At 64.4% G+C, this 20,073-nt stretch carries 15 protein-coding genes; 8 read left to right on the forward strand and 7 right to left on the reverse strand.

The annotated features are described in order from the left end of the window. Positions 1–12: 12 nt before the first annotated feature. Positions 13–285, forward strand: coding sequence for a cell division protein CrgA (gene crgA / locus M3G14_RS02395; protein ID WP_259924403.1), 273 nt, complete (start codon positions 13–15; stop codon positions 283–285). A gap of 350 nt (positions 286–635) precedes the next feature. Next, positions 636–2,075, forward strand: a complete 1,440-nt coding sequence (locus M3G14_RS02400; protein WP_259924404.1) for a hypothetical protein — start codon at positions 636–638, stop codon at positions 2,073–2,075. A gap of 484 nt (positions 2,076–2,559) precedes the next feature. Here M3G14_RS02400 and M3G14_RS02405 read toward each other — a convergent pair whose 3' ends face one another. Then, positions 2,560–3,228, reverse strand: coding sequence for a rhomboid family intramembrane serine protease (locus tag M3G14_RS02405; RefSeq protein WP_259924405.1), 669 nt, complete (start codon positions 3,226–3,228; stop codon positions 2,560–2,562). A 60-nt stretch (positions 3,229–3,288) separates the two neighbouring features. Then, entirely contained in the window at positions 3,289–3,813 is a 525-nt protein-coding gene (locus tag M3G14_RS02410) for a peptidylprolyl isomerase (RefSeq protein WP_259924406.1), read from the reverse strand. 40 nt (positions 3,814–3,853) lie between these two features. Between M3G14_RS02410 and M3G14_RS02415 the strand changes: the two genes are divergently transcribed. Then, the gene (locus M3G14_RS02415) at positions 3,854–4,378 is read left to right on the forward strand and encodes a DUF4334 domain-containing protein (RefSeq protein WP_259924407.1); all 525 of its coding nucleotides are present in this window, start codon (positions 3,854–3,856) and stop codon (positions 4,376–4,378) included. Between the two features lie 134 nt (positions 4,379–4,512). Here M3G14_RS02415 and metE read toward each other — a convergent pair whose 3' ends face one another. Together metE and M3G14_RS02425 are read right to left on the reverse strand one after the other, a co-directional pair. Continuing rightward, positions 4,513–6,783, reverse strand: coding sequence for a 5-methyltetrahydropteroyltriglutamate--homocysteine S-methyltransferase (gene metE / locus M3G14_RS02420; protein WP_259924408.1), 2,271 nt, complete (start codon positions 6,781–6,783; stop codon positions 4,513–4,515). A gap of 40 nt (positions 6,784–6,823) precedes the next feature. Beyond that, complete coding sequence (locus M3G14_RS02425) at positions 6,824–7,789, reverse strand: methylenetetrahydrofolate reductase (RefSeq protein WP_259924409.1); 966 nt, start codon at positions 7,787–7,789, stop codon at positions 6,824–6,826. A gap of 253 nt (positions 7,790–8,042) precedes the next feature. On the opposite strand from M3G14_RS02425, the gene M3G14_RS02430 reads away from it, so the two are divergent. Beyond that, the gene (locus M3G14_RS02430) at positions 8,043–8,702 is read left to right on the forward strand and encodes a hypothetical protein (protein ID WP_259924410.1); all 660 of its coding nucleotides are present in this window, start codon (positions 8,043–8,045) and stop codon (positions 8,700–8,702) included. A 147-nt stretch (positions 8,703–8,849) separates the two neighbouring features. On the opposite strand, the gene M3G14_RS02435 is transcribed toward M3G14_RS02430, so the two are convergent. Both M3G14_RS02435 and M3G14_RS02440 read right to left on the reverse strand, forming a co-directional pair. Continuing rightward, complete coding sequence (locus M3G14_RS02435) at positions 8,850–9,878, reverse strand: HNH endonuclease (RefSeq protein ID WP_259924411.1); 1,029 nt, start codon at positions 9,876–9,878, stop codon at positions 8,850–8,852. 108 nt (positions 9,879–9,986) lie between these two features. After that, the gene (locus M3G14_RS02440) at positions 9,987–10,535 is read right to left on the reverse strand and encodes a TetR/AcrR family transcriptional regulator (RefSeq protein WP_259924412.1); all 549 of its coding nucleotides are present in this window, start codon (positions 10,533–10,535) and stop codon (positions 9,987–9,989) included. 108 nt (positions 10,536–10,643) lie between these two features. Here M3G14_RS02440 and M3G14_RS02445 point away from each other — a divergent pair, with 108 nt between their 5' ends. From M3G14_RS02445 to M3G14_RS02460, 4 genes are all read left to right on the forward strand, one after another. Further along, the gene (locus M3G14_RS02445) at positions 10,644–11,225 is read left to right on the forward strand and encodes a hypothetical protein (RefSeq protein ID WP_259924413.1); all 582 of its coding nucleotides are present in this window, start codon (positions 10,644–10,646) and stop codon (positions 11,223–11,225) included. Continuing rightward, positions 11,222–13,315 (forward strand): YhgE/Pip family protein, encoded by a 2,094-nt coding sequence (locus tag M3G14_RS02450; protein WP_259924414.1) that lies wholly within the window; start codon positions 11,222–11,224, stop codon positions 13,313–13,315. Before M3G14_RS02445 ends, M3G14_RS02450 begins: the two co-directional genes overlap by 4 nt. A 69-nt stretch (positions 13,316–13,384) precedes the next feature. Then, positions 13,385–13,816 carry a DoxX family membrane protein gene (locus tag M3G14_RS02455; protein WP_259924415.1) on the forward strand — a complete coding sequence of 144 codons (432 nt, stop codon included), beginning with the start codon at positions 13,385–13,387 and terminating at the stop codon, positions 13,814–13,816. 30 nt (positions 13,817–13,846) lie between these two features. Continuing rightward, complete coding sequence (locus M3G14_RS02460) at positions 13,847–15,367, forward strand: cutinase family protein (protein WP_259924416.1); 1,521 nt, start codon at positions 13,847–13,849, stop codon at positions 15,365–15,367. Positions 15,368–15,437: 70 nt separating this feature from the next. On the opposite strand, the gene M3G14_RS02465 is transcribed toward M3G14_RS02460, so the two are convergent. Further along, the gene (locus tag M3G14_RS02465; protein ID WP_259924417.1) at positions 15,438–19,709 is read right to left on the reverse strand and encodes a hypothetical protein; all 4,272 of its coding nucleotides are present in this window, start codon (positions 19,707–19,709) and stop codon (positions 15,438–15,440) included. Positions 19,710–20,073: the final 364 nt, after the last annotated feature.

The raw sequence follows: 20,073 nt of genomic DNA on the forward strand, positions 1-20,073 counted from the left end.
CGATAGAGCACAATGCCTAAAGCAAAAGTCACTAAGGACGCACAGCCCGTCACCACTGCCTCAAGCACCGCCACGCGCACCCCGGTGAAGATCAACACCGGCGGCACGCCAACGTGGTACAAGGTCATCATGTTCGGCCTGATGATCCTCGGCCTGGGCTGGATCATCGTCTTCTACCTGGCGGCCGACCAGATCCCGCTGCTCGCGGAACTCGGGCCGTGGAACTACGCGATCGGCTTCGCCGGCATGATCGTCGGCCTACTCATGACGATGGGCTGGCGCTAGCGTGTAAGCGCTGCGCCTCAAGGGCCTCAAGGCGGGTACCCGTTGGGTGCCCGCTTTTTGTTGCCTGCGGTAGCTGTGAATTACCAAGCCGTTCTTAAGGTTTAGTGATGCGTCACGGAAGCAAGTCGGGGAATTGTTTATATTCAGCGATTGGCATAAAACGACGTGACCTGCCGTGATAATTTTCCTTCGGTTGTCAATACATCATCCCTCCACCCCCCGATGGGTGTGTATGGTGCTCATCACTCAGCGCGATCTCAGTTTAGCCGCTATAAATGCTTCACAGGACGTTAAGGAACGTCACACCGTACTTGCAATTCGTGCTTAAACAACGCCGAAAGGACAACCAGATGCGCAGCTTCCGCACCGCACTCGCCGCCGTGGCCACCCTGGCCATCGCCGGTGGTGCCCTCCCCGCCCACGCGATGACCAACGAGGAGTCCCGCCCGGAGACCCCGGCAAACAACGACGCTCTGCCGATCATCCACACCTACCGCGGCTCCGACCACATCAAGGCGAACGTGCTCAACGCTCGCCCGGTCTGCAACTCCACCGAGGACTACCGCACCGTGGTCTACAAGGTCACCGACAACTTCCTGCCGGTGGGCACCATCTCCACCACCAACCTGTCGGATACGCCGGTCGATCTGACCCAGGACCTGTCGCGTACCCAGGAGATCTCCGCCTCCGTCAACGGCTCCAAGACCGAGACGCTGAACATCGGCGGCACCGGCTCCAAGGACGGCCTGCAGGGCACCATCGGCTACACCCTGGCGAAGTCGCTGGGTTGGGACGTCTCTGGCTCCCTGTCCTGGTCCGTCGGCCAGAAGATCGGCCCCTACGAGGTCCCGGCCGGCAACACCGGCGAAGCCACCTACGGCTTCCGCACCGTCACCATGACCGGTACCCAGCAGCGCTGCCGCCCGAACGGCACCTGGGCAACCCCGACCGCCTGGATCGCCAACATGCCGGTGAAGAACGAGGTGCGCGTCAAGAACTACGAGACCCCGGCCGCCTCCTGGGCACCCAACAAGGGCGCACAGGTCACCGAGCCTGTCGACGATGAGAACCCGAACTTCGAGGACGAAGTCAACAAGCTGCGCGAGGGCGAGAATCTCGACGACGTGACCAAGGTCAACGACGACGAGGCCGCCGACGTGACCAACAAGGACATCACCGACGAGGGCACCGAGGTCGTCGAGGATGACGAGGCCAACGAGGTCGCCGAGTCCGAGAACACCGAGGTCGAGGAAACCATCGAGGAGACCGACACCGAGGGCGCAACCGCTGAAGAGGCCGCAGACCGCGAGCAGCAGAAGCTCGACCTTGAGCCCTACTTCACCTCCTCCTCCTGGAAGGCTTCCGGCTTCGCTGGCACCACCGCGCTGCGCATCAAGAACGTCGGCACCGACCGTTACTACGGAGAGTTCCCGGCCGTCACCTTCCGCGTTGACGTCAAGACCGCTGAGGGCCCGGAGGGCGTTGACCGCCTGATCACCGCGAACGGCCACAAGGGCGCACACGTCCGCGACCTGGGCTTCGACCGCAAGAAGGGCGTCCGCACCTTCGAGGTCACCCTGGCCAACCCGATCAAGGCTGGCGAGGAGGTCGCAGTTGCTTCCTTCAACTTCGGCGACGGCAACACCTCTGAGGGCCGCCTGCACAACTACATCACCGCTACCCAGACGGGCCGCCTCGACGGCGACGAGTCCGACGACAACGACCAGGACATCGACTCCCGCGATGCCACCGTGTCTGACTTCGGCCGCAAGCTCGACGGCACCTTCTAAGTAGGCGCCTGCCTCGCCTCACTGCCCGGTCCCCTCCGCACCACGGAGGGGCCGGGCTTTTTCGTGCGCCTAGCACCCCTCCCCACGAACGTGCGGGAGCGACACGCGGTGCGCGCTTGTGCACTGCGCGCGAGCTCGGTTATCCACAGGCTGTGGACAATGCTGTGCATAAGCGGGTATCCACAGCCTGTGGATAAACCTGTGCACTACTTCCACAATCCGAACAAATGCGCTGTTCGAACACCGTTTCCGCCCGCCACGGCGCACCCGGGGCGCACGAGCGACGAAGCTGTTCGAGGAATTACACGACCGTAACTATCCACAATGTGGACAACGTATGTGGACAACGCACAGCCCGCGCGCCTGGGGATAACTCGTGAATAACACGCCGGGGTTGTCCACAGGCCCGGCGCGCGGGTACACCCGGGCACAGAAAAACCCACACCCGAAGCGCTACCGGGTGTGGGATTCGTGCGGCGCGAAGCTACGTCAGCGCTTGCGTGGAAGGCAGCGCCCCCACCGCAACGGCGGCCGCCGCGCCGGCCAGCGCGGCGCCTGCGGTCAGCCACCGCACGCGCGTATTCGGCGAGGTCAACGGCCACGCCATGAGCGCGCCGATGAGCAGCCCGCCCGCGTGCCCCCACACGCTGACGTTGGCGGCGATGAAGGTGTAGACGACGTTGACGGCGATGAGGGCGATGGCGGGGCGGGGGTCGACGTGGCGTCGATAAGCAATAGCGACGAAGACCGCCATCAGCGCATACAGCGCGCCCGAAGCCCCCGCAGTCGGCGTGATGAACGCGAAACCGAGCACCGCCGCCGAAGAGCCCAGCACCCCCGCCGCGTAGGCAAGCGCGAAGGGCCCGCTGCTCACCGCGCGCTCCACCTCCGTGCCGATGACGGCGAGCAGCAGCATGTTGAGCACCAGGTGGGTCAGGTCCAGGTGGACAAACCCGGCGGTGAAAGCCCGCGCCGCGCCCAGGCCGCGGACCTCCGGGCCCCACAGCACAAGGTAGGCACCGACGGAATCCCACACGACGTCGCGAAGCGAGCGGGCCTGCGCCGCCATCACCGCAAACACCAGCGTGCACGCGGCGGCAATCGCGGCGCTCACGGGCGCGCCGCGGAACAGCTGACGGGCAAAGTTCTGCATAAGCCTCCCCTGACAAAAAAGCGCCCCCGCGGCGAGCGGGGGCAGGAGCGCGAGCGGGTGTTACTCGGAGACCTCGACGGACTCGATCACCACGTCCTCGACGGGGCGGTCCATGCGGCCGGTCTGCACGTTCGCCAGCTCGTCGACGACCTTCTTGGAAGCCTCGTCCGTGACCTCACCGAAGATGGTGTGGCGGTTGTTCAGCCACGGGGTGGCGTCCACGGTGATGAAGAACTGGGAGCCGTTGGTGCCCGGGCCGGCGTTCGCCATGGCCAGCAGGTACGGGCGGTCGAAGGTGAGCTCGGGGTGGAACTCGTCGGCGAAGGTGAAGCCGGGGCCGCCGGTGCCGGTGCCGGTCGGGTCGCCGCCCTGGATCATGAAACCGGGGATGATGCGGTGGAAGATCGCACCGTCGTAGAACGGGCCCTCGTTCGTGCCGGAAGCGTTGGCCGCCGAGTACTCCTGGGTGCCCTTGGCCAGTCCGGTGATGATCTCGACAGTCTTCGGCGCGTGGTTGCCGAACAGGTCAATCACGATGTCGCCGTGGTTGGTGTGCAGTGTCATCGTCTGCGTCTTCAAAGTCATGGCAACTAGGATACGCGGTTTTGTCTCTATTGTGGCTTTCATGGCAGACGTACGAGCGGACACTCTCGCGCTTTTCGACGCCTCCGCGCCCGTCGCCCCCACCGAACTCACCGGAGTCTGGCGCGGCGCGGAGCTGCCCACCGGCGACATGATGGATGGGCTTCTCGAGACGACCGGCTGGTACGGCAAGCGCTTCACCTCTCCCGAGGAGGTCGACCCGCTGCTGTTTTTCGGCCCGCGCGGCAAGCTGGTGCGGGTCAACCCGGCGCTCATGCCGATGGGCGCGCCGCCGCAGGTTTTCGAGCTGACAAAGGCGGCGAGGCGCGCGGTGCGCCCGGTGGTGGCCTCGCTGCGCACCTTCCGCCCGGCCGCGCGCCTGCGCGAGGTGCGCTACCGCGGCGTGGTCAGCACCGCCATGCTTTACGACGACCTGCCCATCCTCGATCACTTCCGCCGCCTCAACAAGACCACGCTCATCGGCGCGATGGACTACCGCAAGAACCCGGACCCGCTCTTCTTCACGCTGCGCGCCGTCCCTGCGGAAAAGGCCCCGGTGATCCGCTGATGCGCGTCGAATACGCCCTGGTCGCTGACGCGGTGCCCGCGCCTGAAAGGGCTGCTCCCGCCAACCCCGGTGATTACCCCGGCCGGCGGGTATCCAGGCGTTTCGCCTGGTGGGCCACCAACCTCTTCAACTAACTACAGGCCGGCGACGACCTCGTCGCGGGCAGCGACCAGGTTGCGCAGCGAGGGCTCGACCTCGGCGTAGCCGCGGGTCTTCAGGCCGCAGTCCGGGTTGACCCAGAGACGCTCGGTCGGCACGTTCTCGAGTGCTGCGCGCAACAGGCCAGCGATTTCCTCCTGCGAGGGCACGCGCGGCGAGTGGATATCCCACACGCCCGGGCCGATCTCGGAGTGGAAGGACTCGTCGAGGTCCTCGAGCAGCTCCATCTTGGAGCGGGCCGCCTCGATGGAGGTGACGTCGGCGTCGAGGGCGGCGACGGCGTCGATAATCTGCCCGAACTCGGAGTAGCACAGGTGGGTGTGGATCTGCGTGGTCGGCTCCGCCTGCAGGGCGACGAGGCGGAAGGCACGCACGGCCCAATCGAGGTAGGTCTTGCGCTTGTCGGCGCGCAGCGGCAAAAGCTCGCGCAGGGCGGGCTCGTCGATCTGGATGACCTTGATGCCGGCTTCCTCGAGGTCGCGGACCTCGTCGGCAAGCGCGACACCGATCTGGTCGGCGGAGACGCTCAAAGGCACGTCGTCGCGCTTAAAGGACCAGGCCAGGATGGTCACCGGGCCGGTGAGCATGCCCTTGACCGGCTTGTCGGACAGGGACTGCGCGTACTTTGCCCACTCGGTGGTCATCGCGGCCGGGCGGGAGACGTCGCCGACCACGATCGGCGGGCGGGTGCAGCGGGAGCCGTAGGACTGGACCCAGCCGTTCTCGGTGACGACGAAGCCGTCGAGAAGCTCTGCGAAGTACTGCACCATGTCGTTGCGCTCGGCCTCGCCGTGGACGAGGACGTCGATGCCGATCTCTTCCTGCAGCTCGATGACGTTTTTGATTTCGGAGCGCAGGGCTTCCTGGTAGGCGGCGTCGTCAAGCGTGCCTGCCTTGTGGTCGGCGCGCGCCTTGCGGATCTCCTGGGTCTGCGGGAAGGAACCGATCGTGGTGGTCGGCAGCGCGGGCAGGCCGAGGGCCTCGCGCTGCTGGGCGTTGCGCTCTTCGAAGGCCGGCTCGCGCTTCACCGCGCCCTCGGGCAGCTTAGCGACGCGATCCACCACCGCCTGGTTGTGAATCGTCGTCGACTCCGCGCGGGTGCGCACCGCGCGATCCGACTGGGCGAAGGCCTCCTTCGCATCGGCCTCGCCCGCGACGAGCGCCTGGATTTCGGCGACCTTCTCGTCTGCGAAGGACAGCCAGGTCGCGACGTCGACCGGCAGGTTCTTCTCCGCCTTCAGCGTGTGCGGCACGTGCTGCAGGGAGGTCGAGGTGGAGACCGAAACAGCGTCGCGGCCGGCCGCGCCGGCTGCGAGGACCTCGGTGCGCTCGCGCAGGTTCGCGGCCCACACGTTGCGGCCGTCGATCAGGCCCGCGACCAGCTGGGTCTTCGCCGGGATGGCCTCGGCGATGCGCTGCGGGTACTCGGCGTCCTCGTCGAGCGTCCACGGTGCGAGGTCTACGTGCAGCGCCTCCGGGGCGAGTTCGGCCAGCACCGGCAGCGCCTCGCGGGTCGCGCCGTACGGGGTGGTCAGGTAGACATTCGGCCGGTTCTTCGCACCCAGCAGGGTGGAGTACGCCTCGCGCAGGTGCTTCGCAAGCTCCGCGTCCGGGGTGTCCAGGTCGGCGACCAGGGCGGGCTCCGCGAGCTGGATCCACTCGACGCCGGCTTCGTGCAGGGCGGAAAGGACGGTGGCGTAGGCGTCGACAAGCGAAGGCAACAGCGAGAACTCGGCCGGCTTCGACAGGGCAATGAGCGTGACCGGGCCGACCAGGAAGGGGCGGACGGTGTGGCCGGCGGCGCGGGCCTCCTCGACGATGGCGAGGATGCGCTCCGGCGCAGGGGTGATGTCCTGGCCGGCGGCGATCTCGGGCACCAGGTAGTGGTAGTTCGTGTCAAACCACTTGGTCATCTCCAGCGGGACGCGCGAATCGTTGCCGCGGGCGAGCGCGAACTCCTCGTCCAGGTCAGTGCCGCCCGGGATCAGGCCGACCGTCAGGCCGGTCTCGAGCACCTGGTCGTAGTAGGCCACGTCGGCCGGGATGGCGTAGTCCTCGGTCAGGCCGAGGTCGCGCAGGTGGTTGTAATTGTCCACGCGCAGCGCGTGCGTCGACGAGCGGAAAGTCTCCGCATCAATGCGGCCCGCCCAGTAGCTCTCAAGCGCGCGCTTCAGCTCGCGGTTTGCGCCAATACGCGGGTAGCCCTCGATCGTGGCCTTGGGAAACGGTGTAGTCGCTGTAGACACGGTGCGTCCTTTTCTGCTGTTTGTTGAAAAATGAGGTGGTCTAAATGAGGGAGTGGCCAGCGGGCTGGACAATCCCAATGCGGTCCAAGAGGTCCTGGGTCACCGCGAGATTGTTGTGCGTGTACACGTGCAGGCCGCCGGTGCCGGCGTCAAGGATGGTGTTGGCGAGCTTGGCGGACATCTGCATGCCCAGCTCGTACTCCTCCTCCGGCGTTTTCGCCTGCGCGAGTGTGCGGGTCACGCACTCCGGCACCGCGATGCCAGAGAGCTCGCCCATGCGCTGCACGCGCTTCAGACTGGTCATGGGCATGATGCCGGGGATGAGCGGGATGCGAACCCCAGCCAGGCGGGCCACCTCAACGAAGTCGAGGTAGTCCTGCGCGTTGAAAAACAGTTGCGTAATGGCGAAGTCCGCGCCGAGGCGCTGCTTGGCCAGCAACACGTCCAAGTCCTCGTCGAAGTTCTTCGACTCCGCGTGCCCCGAGGGGTAGCACGCCACCGACAGCGCCAGCTTGCCCGCGGCGAGCCGGAAAGCCTCCTCGTCCTCCACGTCCTGGATCAGGTTGAGCAGGTCGGTGGCGTGTTGGAGGTAGTGCGCTGGCATGCCGGTCTCGGGCAGGTCGCCGCGGAGGGCGAGGAAGCCGCGGACGCCGGCGTCGATAAGCGTGCGAATCCACGTGACCAGCTCCTCGCGCGTGCCTGCGGTGCAGGCGAGGTGCGCGATCGGGCGCAGGTTGGTCGTCTCGGCGACGCGCGCGATCAGGGCGGCGGTGCCGGTGAGCCAATCGCTGCGCCGCGAGCTGGTCACGGCGATGTAGTCGGGGTTGTACGCGGCAAGCCCCGCGATGAGCTCGTCGATCTTCCCGGCGTCCGCGTCGTGGCGGGGCGGGATGAGCTCGAAGCTCAGTGCGGTGCGTGCGCGGCGCTGCGGCTGCACGGGCGCTTCGCCGAGGCTGTCGAGCGGTGCGGAGGCCGACAGTCGCGTCGAAGGAAGTGTCCCACGCATGTGAAAAATGCCTTTCGATGTCGGTGATCTCGCCGGGCTCGGCGCTGACGTTTTCCGTTTTTCAACGGTGTCCAAGAATCTAGGGTGCGCACTTTTGTCGCACAATTGACACGCCTGTTTGCGCAGCGCAAAGGCGTCTTTTTTCTGAATATTAATCGCGAAAATGAACCGCTTGGTACGCTTTTGCGTAACGCTTAGTCCGGTCGGTTTGAGTAGGCTGGCGGTGACGAGACAACCAACGCAAAGGAGCACCATGAACCCTTACACCCTGCGCCTGCTCTTCGACGGCGTGACCGACGCCGCCAAGTACCTCCGCGAGCAAGGCGACAAGCGCAAGCGCGAGGTCTACGACACCCTCGTCGCCGCCCTCGAGGAGCGCGACATCACCGACGCCGATGAGCTCGAGCAGCTTTACGACGCCGCTCGTACCCAAGCCGGCGACATCACCCGCGCCGCCCACGCCCGCCTGGACAAGCGCCGCGCCGCCTTCAACGCGGCACTGCCCGGGCGCGAGGCGCAGCGCGCAGCCTTGCGCGCCGAAGCCAAGGCGCACAAGAAGAAATCCCGCGGCAAGGGCCGCACGGTTGCGGCCGGGCTCCTCGGGGCGGGTGCGCTCGCCGGTGCCGGCTGGGCGCTGTGGCAGTTCTGGCTCAAGGACAAGCTCGAGGCCGCCGAGCCCGAGATCGACCTGACCGACGTCGCCCGCAACGGCGAGGCGAAGCTGGTGTACTCCACCTCCACCGAGAGCACGGGCGTCTACGCGCCGGATGCCGACACCTACGGCGAGCACGCCGCAACGCCGACGGAGACCACCACGCTGACCACCGATGCGGAAGGCGTGGAAGGCGAGACGCTTACCACCCTGGACGCGCTCGACGACTCGCAGCGCAAGGGCACCACGGGCGCAAACTAACGCTTCACCACGCGCACGTCTACCCCGCCGAACAACGCCAGGCAGCGCCTGGTAGGTCGGCGGGGTTATGTATGCCGGGACGACTAGTTCCGGGCATGCCTGTAGGCGCGCCGGTTGTTGCTGGCGCGCGGGTGTTGGCGTGGGGTTTTAGTCGGGTGGTTTTCGGTGTTCGGCGCGGGCTTTGTGGTCGGTGCCGGTAGCGGTCACGTTGCCGTAGGGTGAGACATACACGATCTGGCCGTCGCGTCTTTCCGTATGGCCCCTTGTGCCGCGTGCGGCCTGGGAGTTGTGATACTTGCACAACGACCCAAGATTCTCCGGGGCGGTGTGCCCACCGTGCTGGTGCTCGACCATGTGGTGCGCATCGCACTCGGACGCGGGACGTTTGCAGTCCTTCCACGTGCAGGTGGTGGAGTCCGCCAGCATGACTTCCCGGTGCTTCGGGTGGGCAAAACGCGCGTGATAGGCGTTGACCGGCCCATCCATCACCCCAACCAGGATGATCGAGCCCAGCTCTTCGAGCTGCATGCGCACAAACTCCTCACCGGAGACGATTACTCCGTTGTTGAAGTGCACCTGGATGTCGTTGCCATCGCCTGCGATAATCCGCAGGTAATCCCCCAAATCCAGGTTGGCGGTCACCCGCACCACATAGTCTGCCTTTGCGCAACCGCCTGCAAGCCAGGCGGGCACGTCATGCTTCGCCGCGTCGTACACGCCTTGCACATCTGCTGCCGGGCCGGTCAGCCGCAGGGTGGCCAGCCCGTCGCCGTGGTGGGTCACGCCCGCCTTCGGCGTGCGCGGTGCAGGTGCCTGCAGTTCGGTTTTCAGTTCGGCGGCGACATGGCGGATGCGCACTAGATCCCCTGCCGTGTTGCACAAGTGCTCGATGTAGCGCCAGCGCGCGGTGGCATCGCGCAGTACGCGGGAAGACCTCACGATATAGGCCAACGTCTCCAACCGGTGGCCCTGCTCGCGCGCCCCGGCTTCGGCGCGGGCCTGGTATTTCGTGTGCGAGGTCGGCCCGCACAACACGGAAGCTGTGGCGTGTAGTTGTGTGGCGCGGTCTTTTTGGATGCCGTGTGCCTGCAGCTGCGCAGGCGTGTATCCGGCCGCAGCGTGAACGAAGTCGAAACCGCAACGGTCGAACATGGCGAGTGCATCCAAATCTGTCATATACCCGAGAATAAACCGCGCTTACCTGCGCAAACAAGCAATTGTGAGAATGAACCCAATATCGGCCCAAAACGGAACCAACGACCCAAAAGCTGCGTCTAATACAGGTTAGGCCGAAGCGCGCCAGGCGGAAAGGAGGTGGCGGACGAGGCGCTCGCGGACGTCGGGAAACAGCGCGGTCAGCGTCTCGTCCATGGGGCGAGTGACCACGATGAGTTCGGAGGCGAGCTCGCCCGGCGTGGCGTCGCGGGCGATCAGGCCATGCGGCGCGGCCGTGTCGAGGAGGACTTGGACGTGGCGGAAGAACTCGTCGAGGCGCTCGGTGCCCACGGGGTGCTCGGGGGCGAGGGCGCCGACGAGGATGCCTACGCCGGCGTCGACAAGCTGCCAGATGAAGCGCTCCCAATTACCCTCTGGGTCGGCGGAAAAGTTCGTGAGCGTGTCGTCGAGGAGGACGTCGAGCTCCTCGATAAATCGCAGCGCGCACGCCTGTCGCAGCGCGGCCCGCGAGGGGAAGTGACGGTAGAGTGTAGCGATGCCGACACCTGCGTCTTTGGCCACGGCCTCGAGTGTGACTGCGGAGTTCGGGCGGGTCCGGAACTGCTCGGTGGCAGCGGTGATGATTTTCTCGCGTTTTGCGCGCGCGTCTGATCGCATGGGTGCCTCCTCGGGCGCGATACTCTTTCGTCTTGACATCGCCGAGTCTGCGGAGCACCATAGCAGGAGTTTTAAGTGATAGCTAACCCTCCACTTGGAGTTTTGACAATGACTACAATTCTCAGCGCCACAGACCTTGTGCTGCGCAAAGGCGGCACGCCCGTGAGCGTCGACGCCGAAGAGGGGTTCAACTTCTTGCAGGTCGGGCGCGAATCCAGCGCCACGACCCTCGCCCTCACGCTCGCCGGGCGCTACAAACAGCACTCGGGCGACGTCGATGGCCCCGGCTTCAAGCGCACCGCGCTCGCCGGCGTGCACATGATTGACTCCCTCGACCGCCAGATCCCCGTACGCGATTTGCTACGCGAACAGATCGCGTGGTCGCAGCCCTTCTTCAAGCCGACCCCGCGCCGCCCACTCGAGCACGACACGGTGACGCGTTGGCTGGCCCCGCTCGGGCTGGAGGACTTGGACGAGGCAACGAAGGTCGGCGAGCTCCACGTGCTCAACCGCTTCCGCCTGCGCATCCTGCTCGCGCTGGTTGCGCGCCCAGACGCGGAGCTTTTGATCGTGGACGACGTGGACCAGATCCGCGACATGTCGCTGCGCGCCGAACTGCTAGAAAACCTGCACGCCGTGGCCGAGGACATTGCCGTCTTGGTCATCAGCGCGAACGAGGAGGACCGATGAGCGGACTGCATATTGGCTCGAACTTCCGCAAGTTTCTGCACGGCAAGCTGCCGCCTCTGGCCATGCTTGCGATCATGGTGCTCCCGCTTTTGTTCGGCGGCCTGTTCGTGTGGAGCTACTTCGACCCGCTGGGCAACCTGAACAAGGTGCCGGTGGCGCTGGTGAACTCGGATGAGGGCGAGGCGGGACAAGAGATCGTCGATAAGCTGCTCGAAGAAGACCCAATGGATTTCCGGGTGGTCAGCGCCGAGGAGGCGCGCGAGGGCATCGCCGACGGTACCTATTACCTGGGCATGGAGATTCCGCGCGACTTCACCGAGGCCGCGACCAGTGTGAAGGAGGACGACCCGCACCAGGCGAAGATCAACGTCACGCTGAACGAGACCAACGGTTTCATCCCCACGATGCTGGGCAGCCAGGCGACCCGCATGATCACTGACGCGGTGTCGGTGACGGTGGGTTCGAAGGTGGTGGACCAGCTCTTCGTGGGCTTCAACACCATCAACGACGGCATGGGCCAGGCGGCCGATGGTGCCGGCAAGCTCAACGAGGGCGCGAAGAAGGCCGGCGAGGGCGGGCAGAAGCTTGACGACGGCGCGACCAAGCTCGACAACGGCATGCAGGAGTTCAACTCGAAGCTGCAGGAGATGCCGGGTGCTGCGCACAAGCTCGACGACGGCGTCGCACGCCTTGCCGACGGCGCGAACCAGCTCAACACCGGCATCGGCACTGCGGCTGACGGCGCGAACCAGCTTTCCGACGGCATGCTCACGCTCCAGTCTGGCACCGACAAGCTCGGCGCGGGCGCGGCCCAGGTCGCCGGTGGCGTGGACAAGATCGCGGGCGTGGCGGGCCAGCTGGGCGCGGCGCAGGACGCGTTCGCGGACATTGATGCCTCGCTGAACCAGGTCATTCGCGACCTGGACGCCTCCCCGATCCCGGGCACCGCGGAGCTTGCAGCGCAGGCCCGCGCCACGCAGGCGAAGCTGCACAACGGGGCGCTGTCGTCGGCGATGGATTCGAGCCTGCTGGGCCAGCTGCAGCTTCTGCAGAGCGGCGCGCACCAGATCGCGACCGAGCTGTCGGACCCGAACGCGCAGTACCGCGGCGGCGTCAACCGCGCTACGGACGCCTCGCAACAGTTGGCGGCGGGCCTGGCCAAGCTGCAGGACGGCTCCGGCACGCTGGTCGCCGGCGTCGCCCAGCTCAAGGACGGCACCTCGCAGTTGGTCGTGGCGGCGAATACGGCCTCGGACGCGTCGTCGAAACTTGCGGACGGCTCCAACCAGCTGGTCGTGGGACTGGGCGCGCTGAACGACGGCCTGGTGCAGCTTGACGACGGCACCGGCGAGCTCAGCGTCAAACTCCACGACGCGCAAGAAGAGGCCCCGACGTGGAAGGGCGAGCGCCTGGACAAGGCGGTCGAGACGGCATCACAACCGGTGGTGCTCAACGAGACGGGCGATGACTTGGCCTACTTTGGCAAGGGTCTGTCGCCGTTCTTCCTCTCGCTGTCGCTGTGGTTCGGCGGACTGATCCTGTACATGGTGATGCAGCCGATCAACCGCCGCGCGATCGACTCCGGCACCCCGGTCTTCCGCGTCGTGCTGGATACGCTTGTGCCCTCGTTCTTGGTGGGCGCGGTGCAGGCCTTCCTGCTGTGGGCCGTGCAGGTCTTCCTGCTGGACATCGACCCGACCTACACGGGCATCTTGCTTTTGGTGCTGGTGGGCGTGTCGTGGGCGTTCATCTCGTTTATCTACATGCTCAACTGCATCTTTGGTAAGGCGATTGCCCGCCTGCTCACCATGGCGCTGATGTCGCTGCAGCTGGTGGCCTCGAACGGCTTGTACCCGCCGGAAGTGCAGCCGAAGTTCATCCAGTGGGTGCACAGCTGGGACCCGATGCGGTATTCAGTGGACTTGATGCGCTACGCCCTGTTTGGCACCAACGGCGGCGATCCCCGCATGATCCGGGCGACGCTGGTGCTCGTCGGCATCGCGGTCGGCTCGTGGGTGGTTTCCTGCCTGGGTCTGAAGCACTTGCGGCAGATCCCAGAGCGGGACCTGCACCCGGAGCTGTCGGTGTAACTGTTGCCAGACCCAGTTTGTAGACGTATCATCAACCTACAATTGCAACCCACCAACAAAGGAGACACCATGTTCCGCAACGAGAAGAAGACCCCCAGCACCCGCCTCGCCGCCGCCCTGCTGCGCGTGCCTACCGGCCTGTACATCATGAACTCGGGCGCGGGCAAGCTCGGCGCCGACGAAGGCACCGCCGAGTTCCTTCACGGCACGGCGCAAACCGGCATCCCGGCGGTCAAGGACGTGGACCCGAAGACTTTCGCCAAGTTCGTCGCGTACTCCGAGACCGGCATCGGCGCGGCCCTGCTCGCGCCCTTCGTGTCCAACCGCCTGGCAGGCGCAGCGCTCGCCACCTTCGGCGCGGGCCTACTCACCATGTACTTCGGCAACGACGCCATGACCGAGGACGACGGCATCCGCGCCTCCCAGGAGGGCCTCGCCCTGTCGAAGGACTCCTGGCTCGTGTCCATCGGCACCGCGCTCATGGCGCTGCCGCGCAAGTAAGCAGGCCGCTGCGAGACTAAAATGTTTCGCGTGAAACATCTCGCTGCCCTCACGCTCGCCACGCTCGTCCCCCTCGCCCCGGTTGCACAGGCGCAGCCGTGGGACCTGGTGGCGCCGAGCTGTACCCCGGTCCACGTCGTGCAAGCGGCGGGGTCCGGGTTTTCGCATTCCTGGGACCCGTCCGCGCGCGAGTCGCTTTTCGACGACCACTCCTCCCCCGCCGCCGACCTCACCGAACACTTCGGCACCCGCACCGTGCGCACCTACCAGGTCCGCTACCCCGCCTCGCTCGGCCGCTTCAGCGCGCTCGGCAGCTCCAGCGGCGGCATCGAGGGCACGGAGGCCGCCACCTACGGCGAGTCCGTCACCCTCGGTGCCGACGACGCCGCCCGCGAGATTCGCACCGTCGCCCGCAACTGCCCGGACACCCGCCTCATCCTGATCGGCTACTCGCAGGGCGCGCACCTGATCGGCGATGTCGCGGCGGAGATCGGCCACGGGAAAGTAGCGGGCGTTGGGCCGGATCAGGTGGCTGCGGTGGTGTTGTTTGCGGATCCGGGGCGGTCGGGCGTCGTGAAGCAAAGGCCCCTGGCTCCCGCGAAGCTGTACGCGCCCGCGCCGAAGGGGCAGCTGGCGCGCGGCGGCGAGCTGATCAACGGCGGCGGCTCGGGCGTTGTGCCTGGTCGCGTGGGATTGGCGGGCGAGCGGGCGCTGAGTTTCGCCGGGCTGGAGGGCAAGGTGCTGTCGCTGTGCAATGCGGCGGACATGGCGTGCTCGACGGACCCGGACTCCGCGCTGCGGGAGTTGGCGGACGTGGCGATGCGCGAAGAGGTTGTCGGCCCGCCGAACGCGGCGACCGGCATGCATGTGCTCGAGTTTTCGCGGCTCATGGACTCCGGCGCGCCCCTCCAGCAGGCGGTGCGCGAGTCCGGGCTCTCGCTTCTCGACGCACCCACCGCCGCCCTCATCCTCGGAGAGATAGGACTCTTCGCCCAGGCCGCGGACCGCGCCACCCGCGCCGAGCAGGCGGCGACACCAGCCGAGCAGCTCGCGGCCGTGACCTTAATGTCCGCCCTGCCGAACCTGGCGAAAGAGGGCGTGACCTGGACGTACCTGCTGCCCGCGCTCGAGGGGCTGCGCGGGGCGGTTGCGACCGGCGAGGAGGCGGGCTGGTACGACGTCGCTCTGGAGGCGATGCGGGCGACCCAGGCCGCCGAGCGCTTCTACCTGCAGCTGGCCAGCGCCGGCGTGGTTGCGCGCGTGCCGACGCCAACCGAGCAGCGCCAGGCCGCGACGCACGCCGCGGTCAGCCAGCTGATGGACCAGGTGGCGAGTGCCGCGGGTCTTAACGCGGCGATGCGCAACCCCGCTAACGCGAACCTTCTCGCATCTGCGGCGCAGGCGGGCGACTTCGGGCCGCGCCACATGTCCTACTACAAGCTCGGCTACACCGACAGCCCCGGCGGGTTCAGCATCGACGGCCAGACCGGCTACGACTACGCGCTCGACTGGCTCGACGACGTGGTCCGCGGGGTGCTGCGGGAGGGGTGAGCGCGTAAAAAGCGAAAAGCCGCTTGTGTGGGCTTCAACCCTCACAAGCGGCTTCTTCAGGCGCTAGAGACTACTTCTCCTCGTCAGCAGCAGCCTCATCCTCCGGCTTCGCAGCCTCAGAACCAGCAGGCTTACCTGACGAGCCGTACATCAGCGTCTCGTTATCGGTAGCCTTGCCCAGCTGGTAGGAAGAGGTCGCCTCCTGCTGACCACATGCACGCAGGACAGCGTCACCGATCAGCAGGCCAGCGGTGATCAGGCCAAGGCCACCGGCTGCGATACCGATCATCTGCGAGTTCTCGATCGCGAACGCACCCTGGACACCAGCGGCACGCTGTGCACGATCATGGTCGTAGATGCCCAGGCCCTGCTGGATGCGGTCATTCGCGTCCTTGATCGCAGCGTTGAGCTGACCGCGCACGCCCTCGAGACCCGGGATGTGGACCTGGGAGAGGATACCCAGCGGGATCAGCAGCAGCAGCGGGGATGCCAGACCAACAAGCGAAGCGATGCACTTCGGGTCAGAGGAGCCGACGTTCACGTCGCCACCACCCTGGGTGTTGCCGTTCTTGACGTTGATATTCACCTTGCCGATGGTCTTGTTCTGGACACCATCGAGTACAGGGATGAACAGGACCGTACCGCTTGCACCATCCTTCGGAGTGAGGATGATGTTATTGCCATCGCGGCGCTGGTCCACAAGGTCAGCACCCTCAGCGATCGCAACTTCGCCGCCTTCCTTATCGAAGATGACGGTGATCTGGCCGGTCTTTTCGTCGTGCTCGATCCGGGCAACGTCACGGTTGTCACCCAGGAACGCACCGTTAGAGGTGAGGTACTTCGGGACGATCGTCGAAGTGATCGTGCGGACGAGCTTGCCGTCCTTGTCGTACTCCTCGGTGACAACGACCTTGTTCTCGGTGCCATCCTTCGGGGTCAGCGTGAAGTTGCCCTTGCCGTCCTTGCCCGTGGTGACGTGCTCAGCGCCCTGGACGACCTTGAAGGTGTTGCCCTCCGAGATCGGCTGGTATGCCTTGCCCTCACCGATGATGAGGTAGTCACGCAGCTGGCGGGAACCGCTGGTTGCGCCCTGTACGATCTGCAGGTTGTAGGTGTTCAGCACGTTGCCGTCCTGATCGAACTCCTGGACCGTTGCGTTCTTTCCAGCAGCATCCGCCTTCGGCTTAATGGTCCACTGGTTGCCATCGTTGTTCGGAAGCTCGAGGTACTCGCCACCGTCAACGACCTTGAACTGGTTCGACTTTTCAACCAGGGTCGCGCGGAATTCACCGTTGGTCGAGACCTGGTAGTAGTAGTCCCCACCTGCGTTTGGCTCGGTGATGTTCAGCTGGTAAGTCGCGTAGACGCCGCGCTTATCCTTTACGGCGATGGTCACGAAACCGGTCTTGTCCTTACGGCCGGTGACGACAAACTCGCCGTTCTCCTCCTTGATATTGACGAGCTCCTTGCCGTCAACCTCCTTGCCGTCGGCATCGGTGGCGGAGACAATCTCGTAGGTATCGCCCTCCTCCTTGCTGATGCGTGCGGTGCCGGTCCAGGACATGCGCTTCTTGGTGACCTGGTCCTTGGAGGCACCGCGGCCCGGGGTGATGTTGAGGATGTAGCGCTCGAAGACGTAGCCGTCCTCGGTGCGGTTCTCAATCACAACCTTGCCGTTAGCATCCGACTTCGGGGTGATCTTCAGCTTGTCATCGCCGTCCGTCGGGGTGGACACGAGCAGATCCGTGCCCTCGGTGACGTACAGCTTCGTGCCCTGGAGGTCGACCTCGTTGTCAGCCGTGATGGTGTAGGTGGACTCGCTCGGAGTGAACGGCTTGACGGTGTAGACGTACTCGGTGATCGGGTGCTTCTTTGTGCCAACGAGCTTCGACGGCTGGCCCTCGACCTCTTCGTAGATGAACTCTGTGTAGAACTCGGTGACCTTGAACTTGCCCTCGGCACCCGGCTTAAACTTCAGCTGGAGATCGTCCTGGATCTCCTTGCCTTCGTAGTCCTCCGGGTTGTCGAAGAAGTCGCCCAGGCTTGCCCCGTCCAGCGGCTCTACCGTGAAGTGGTTGTCTTCGTGGTTGCCCAGGAACACGTTGACCTTGGAGCGGTCAACGACCTCACGATCGCGTGTGACCTTGTCAATCTTGCCTGTGGTATCGCGCTCGATGTTGATGGTGAACACACCAACCAGGCGGCCTTCGCTGTCCTTGATGTTGATGACGGCGGTACCACCGTTTTCCTTCAGCTCAAGGTCGTCCTCGTTTGGGGTGATCTTCCAGACCGGCTTGCCGTCGGAGTCGCGGGTGGTCTCTTCGATGTTGAGCTGCGATTCCTTCAGCAGGCCTTCGCGGTTCACAACCTCGTAGGTGTAGTCCTCGCGACGCTCAATCTCGACGTTGCCGTTGTAGTTGATGTTGTGCTCGACAACCTTCGGGCCGCCGTTGGCGTCCTTGACCACCTCGAAGTTGAAGGTGTATTCAACGCCATCCTTGTCGGTGAAGACAACGTGCGCGTTGCCTTCCTCGACCTTCGGGACGATCTTCCAAACCTTCTCGCCGTTAACCTCGGTCTCGACGATATCGATGACGTCCTTGCCCTCGATGATCTCGAAGGAGCCGCCGCGGTACTCGACGTAGCCGACAGAGGTGTTCAGGATCGTACGAGTGACGTCGTACTTCGACTCCTTGTTCTCGATCGTGATGATGTTCTCACGAGCGGTGCCCTCCTTGTCGGTGATCCGCACGATCACCTCACCCGAGGTCACGCCGTCCTTCGGGGTAACGGTGAGGTTGCCGTTGCCGTCATCATCGACGACTACGAGCTCGCCGCCCTTGATGGTCTCAACCTTGTCACCCTTGTTGTACTTGATGACCTTGTAGCGGTCACCTTCGCCACCAGTGTTGATGTTGTAGAAGAAGTTGTTCACCGTGACGTTGATGGACTCTTCAAGGTTGACCGTGTTGTTGATGGTCAGGTGGTAGACGTGCTGACGGCCCTGGTCGTCAGTGACAACGATGGTGACCTTGTGCTCGCCTTCAACACCCGGGCGCGGGGTGATAATCAGCTTGCCGTCCTCACCGCGCTCAACGATGACGAACTCGGAGCCCTCAGTGATCTCGAAACTCCAGGAGCCGCTGATGCGCTTGTCCAGCTCGATAACCTTGGACTTCTCTTCCTTGGTGAAGCCAGCAAAGTGGTAGTACTCGTAGACTTCCTTGACGGACTCGTAGACCTTCTCGTAGTAGTACTTCGAGTCCTTGTGCACCGTGACAGTCGTCTCCGGGATGTCAAGGGTCTTGGTCACGGTCGTCTCGCCACCCGGAATGGTGCGGGTCGTGGTGACCTTCGAAGTCTCAACCTTGGGTTCCGTGGTCGGGATCGTCTTGGTCACGGTCGTGCCCGGCTCCGTCACCGTCGTGGTGGCCTCGGTCGTCACCGTCTTGGTCACGGTTTCACCCGGCAGCGTCTCGGTAACGGTAGTTCCCGGTACCGTAGTGACCACGGTCGTCTCCTTGGGAACCGTGACGGTGGTAGTCTCTGGCGGCTTCGGGTTATCCGGAATGTCCAGGCCCGGCTGGTAGATCGTGATCAGCCGCTGGAACGTCCACTCCTCACGCTTGTTCGCGTTCCAGTTGTAGTTATTCGGCACGAGCACGGTGATGTACTCGTTCTCGCCGACGTTCTTCTTCAGCTCGGCAATCTTCGCCTCGTCAGCTACCAGGCGGTAATTCACACCATCGCTCGGGTTGGTGACGTGCGTGATGTGGAAGCCCGTCAATGCGTGGAACTGGGCGTGGTCCCCGTGGTAAATGTTGTCACGCAGACCGTTGAGCTCGGAGGCGTTGTTGCCCAGGAGCGCCTGCAGGTACCTGTTCTTGGTCGTGATCTGGCCCGCGAGCGTGTCGTTCGGATTCTTCTCCCACTCGTGGAAGTCCTTCAGCATGGACTTGGTCAAGCTGATGGCAGCAATGCGGACATTCTCATCGATGGCGTATCCGTCGCCCACCAGGCCGGACTTACCCGTGAGCTTGCGAACCTGGAAGCCGTCCGGGTTGTTCCAGGAGTTATCAATGCCCCAGTCGATGCACCAGCCCGGGCCCTGCTTGGTCGGCAAGACCTTCACTGCCTGGTTCCACTGGTTGTAGGTCCTCTGCAGCTTCTGCTGCTCAACCTCAAACTGGTGCAGTGCCGGATCGTCGAGCTTCTGGTAAGCCTCCACGATCATCTGATCGGCAGCGATGGCGTCGGGAGCAATAACAACGGTCGTACCGGTAGCGAGAACACCGGAGATAAGCGCGGCCATAATGCGCTTCTTAAGATTTGCGTTTTGCAACGGCCCAATCCTTAAAAACTTGTCGGAGATAATCGAAGCAGCCTGGAGATCTCCTGAACACGGATCTTCACACTGACAGACTTCTATTCAATCACAACTGTTTCGTGGAAAGTAGTCCACCATCCTTAAGCTGCGCGGAAAAAGCGCACCACAACGCGCACAGGCGCTAGCAAGCTTTGATTCCACGCCGTTGACCTTGCCTTTTACAACCTGACAAAAACCCAAAAATCTTATCGTGATATACGCCACATTTTTTCTTTTTCCACCAGAAATAGGGGTTTTTGCGGCTAAAAACTTAAAATCAGCACAGAATTGAAGGTCGGCCCAGGCGTATACGAGCGTCGCTAAGCATGCGAAAAGCCGC

This window comes from Corynebacterium sp. p3-SID1056, assembly GCF_025152525.1.
GTDB lineage: Bacteria > Actinomycetota > Actinomycetes > Mycobacteriales > Mycobacteriaceae > Corynebacterium.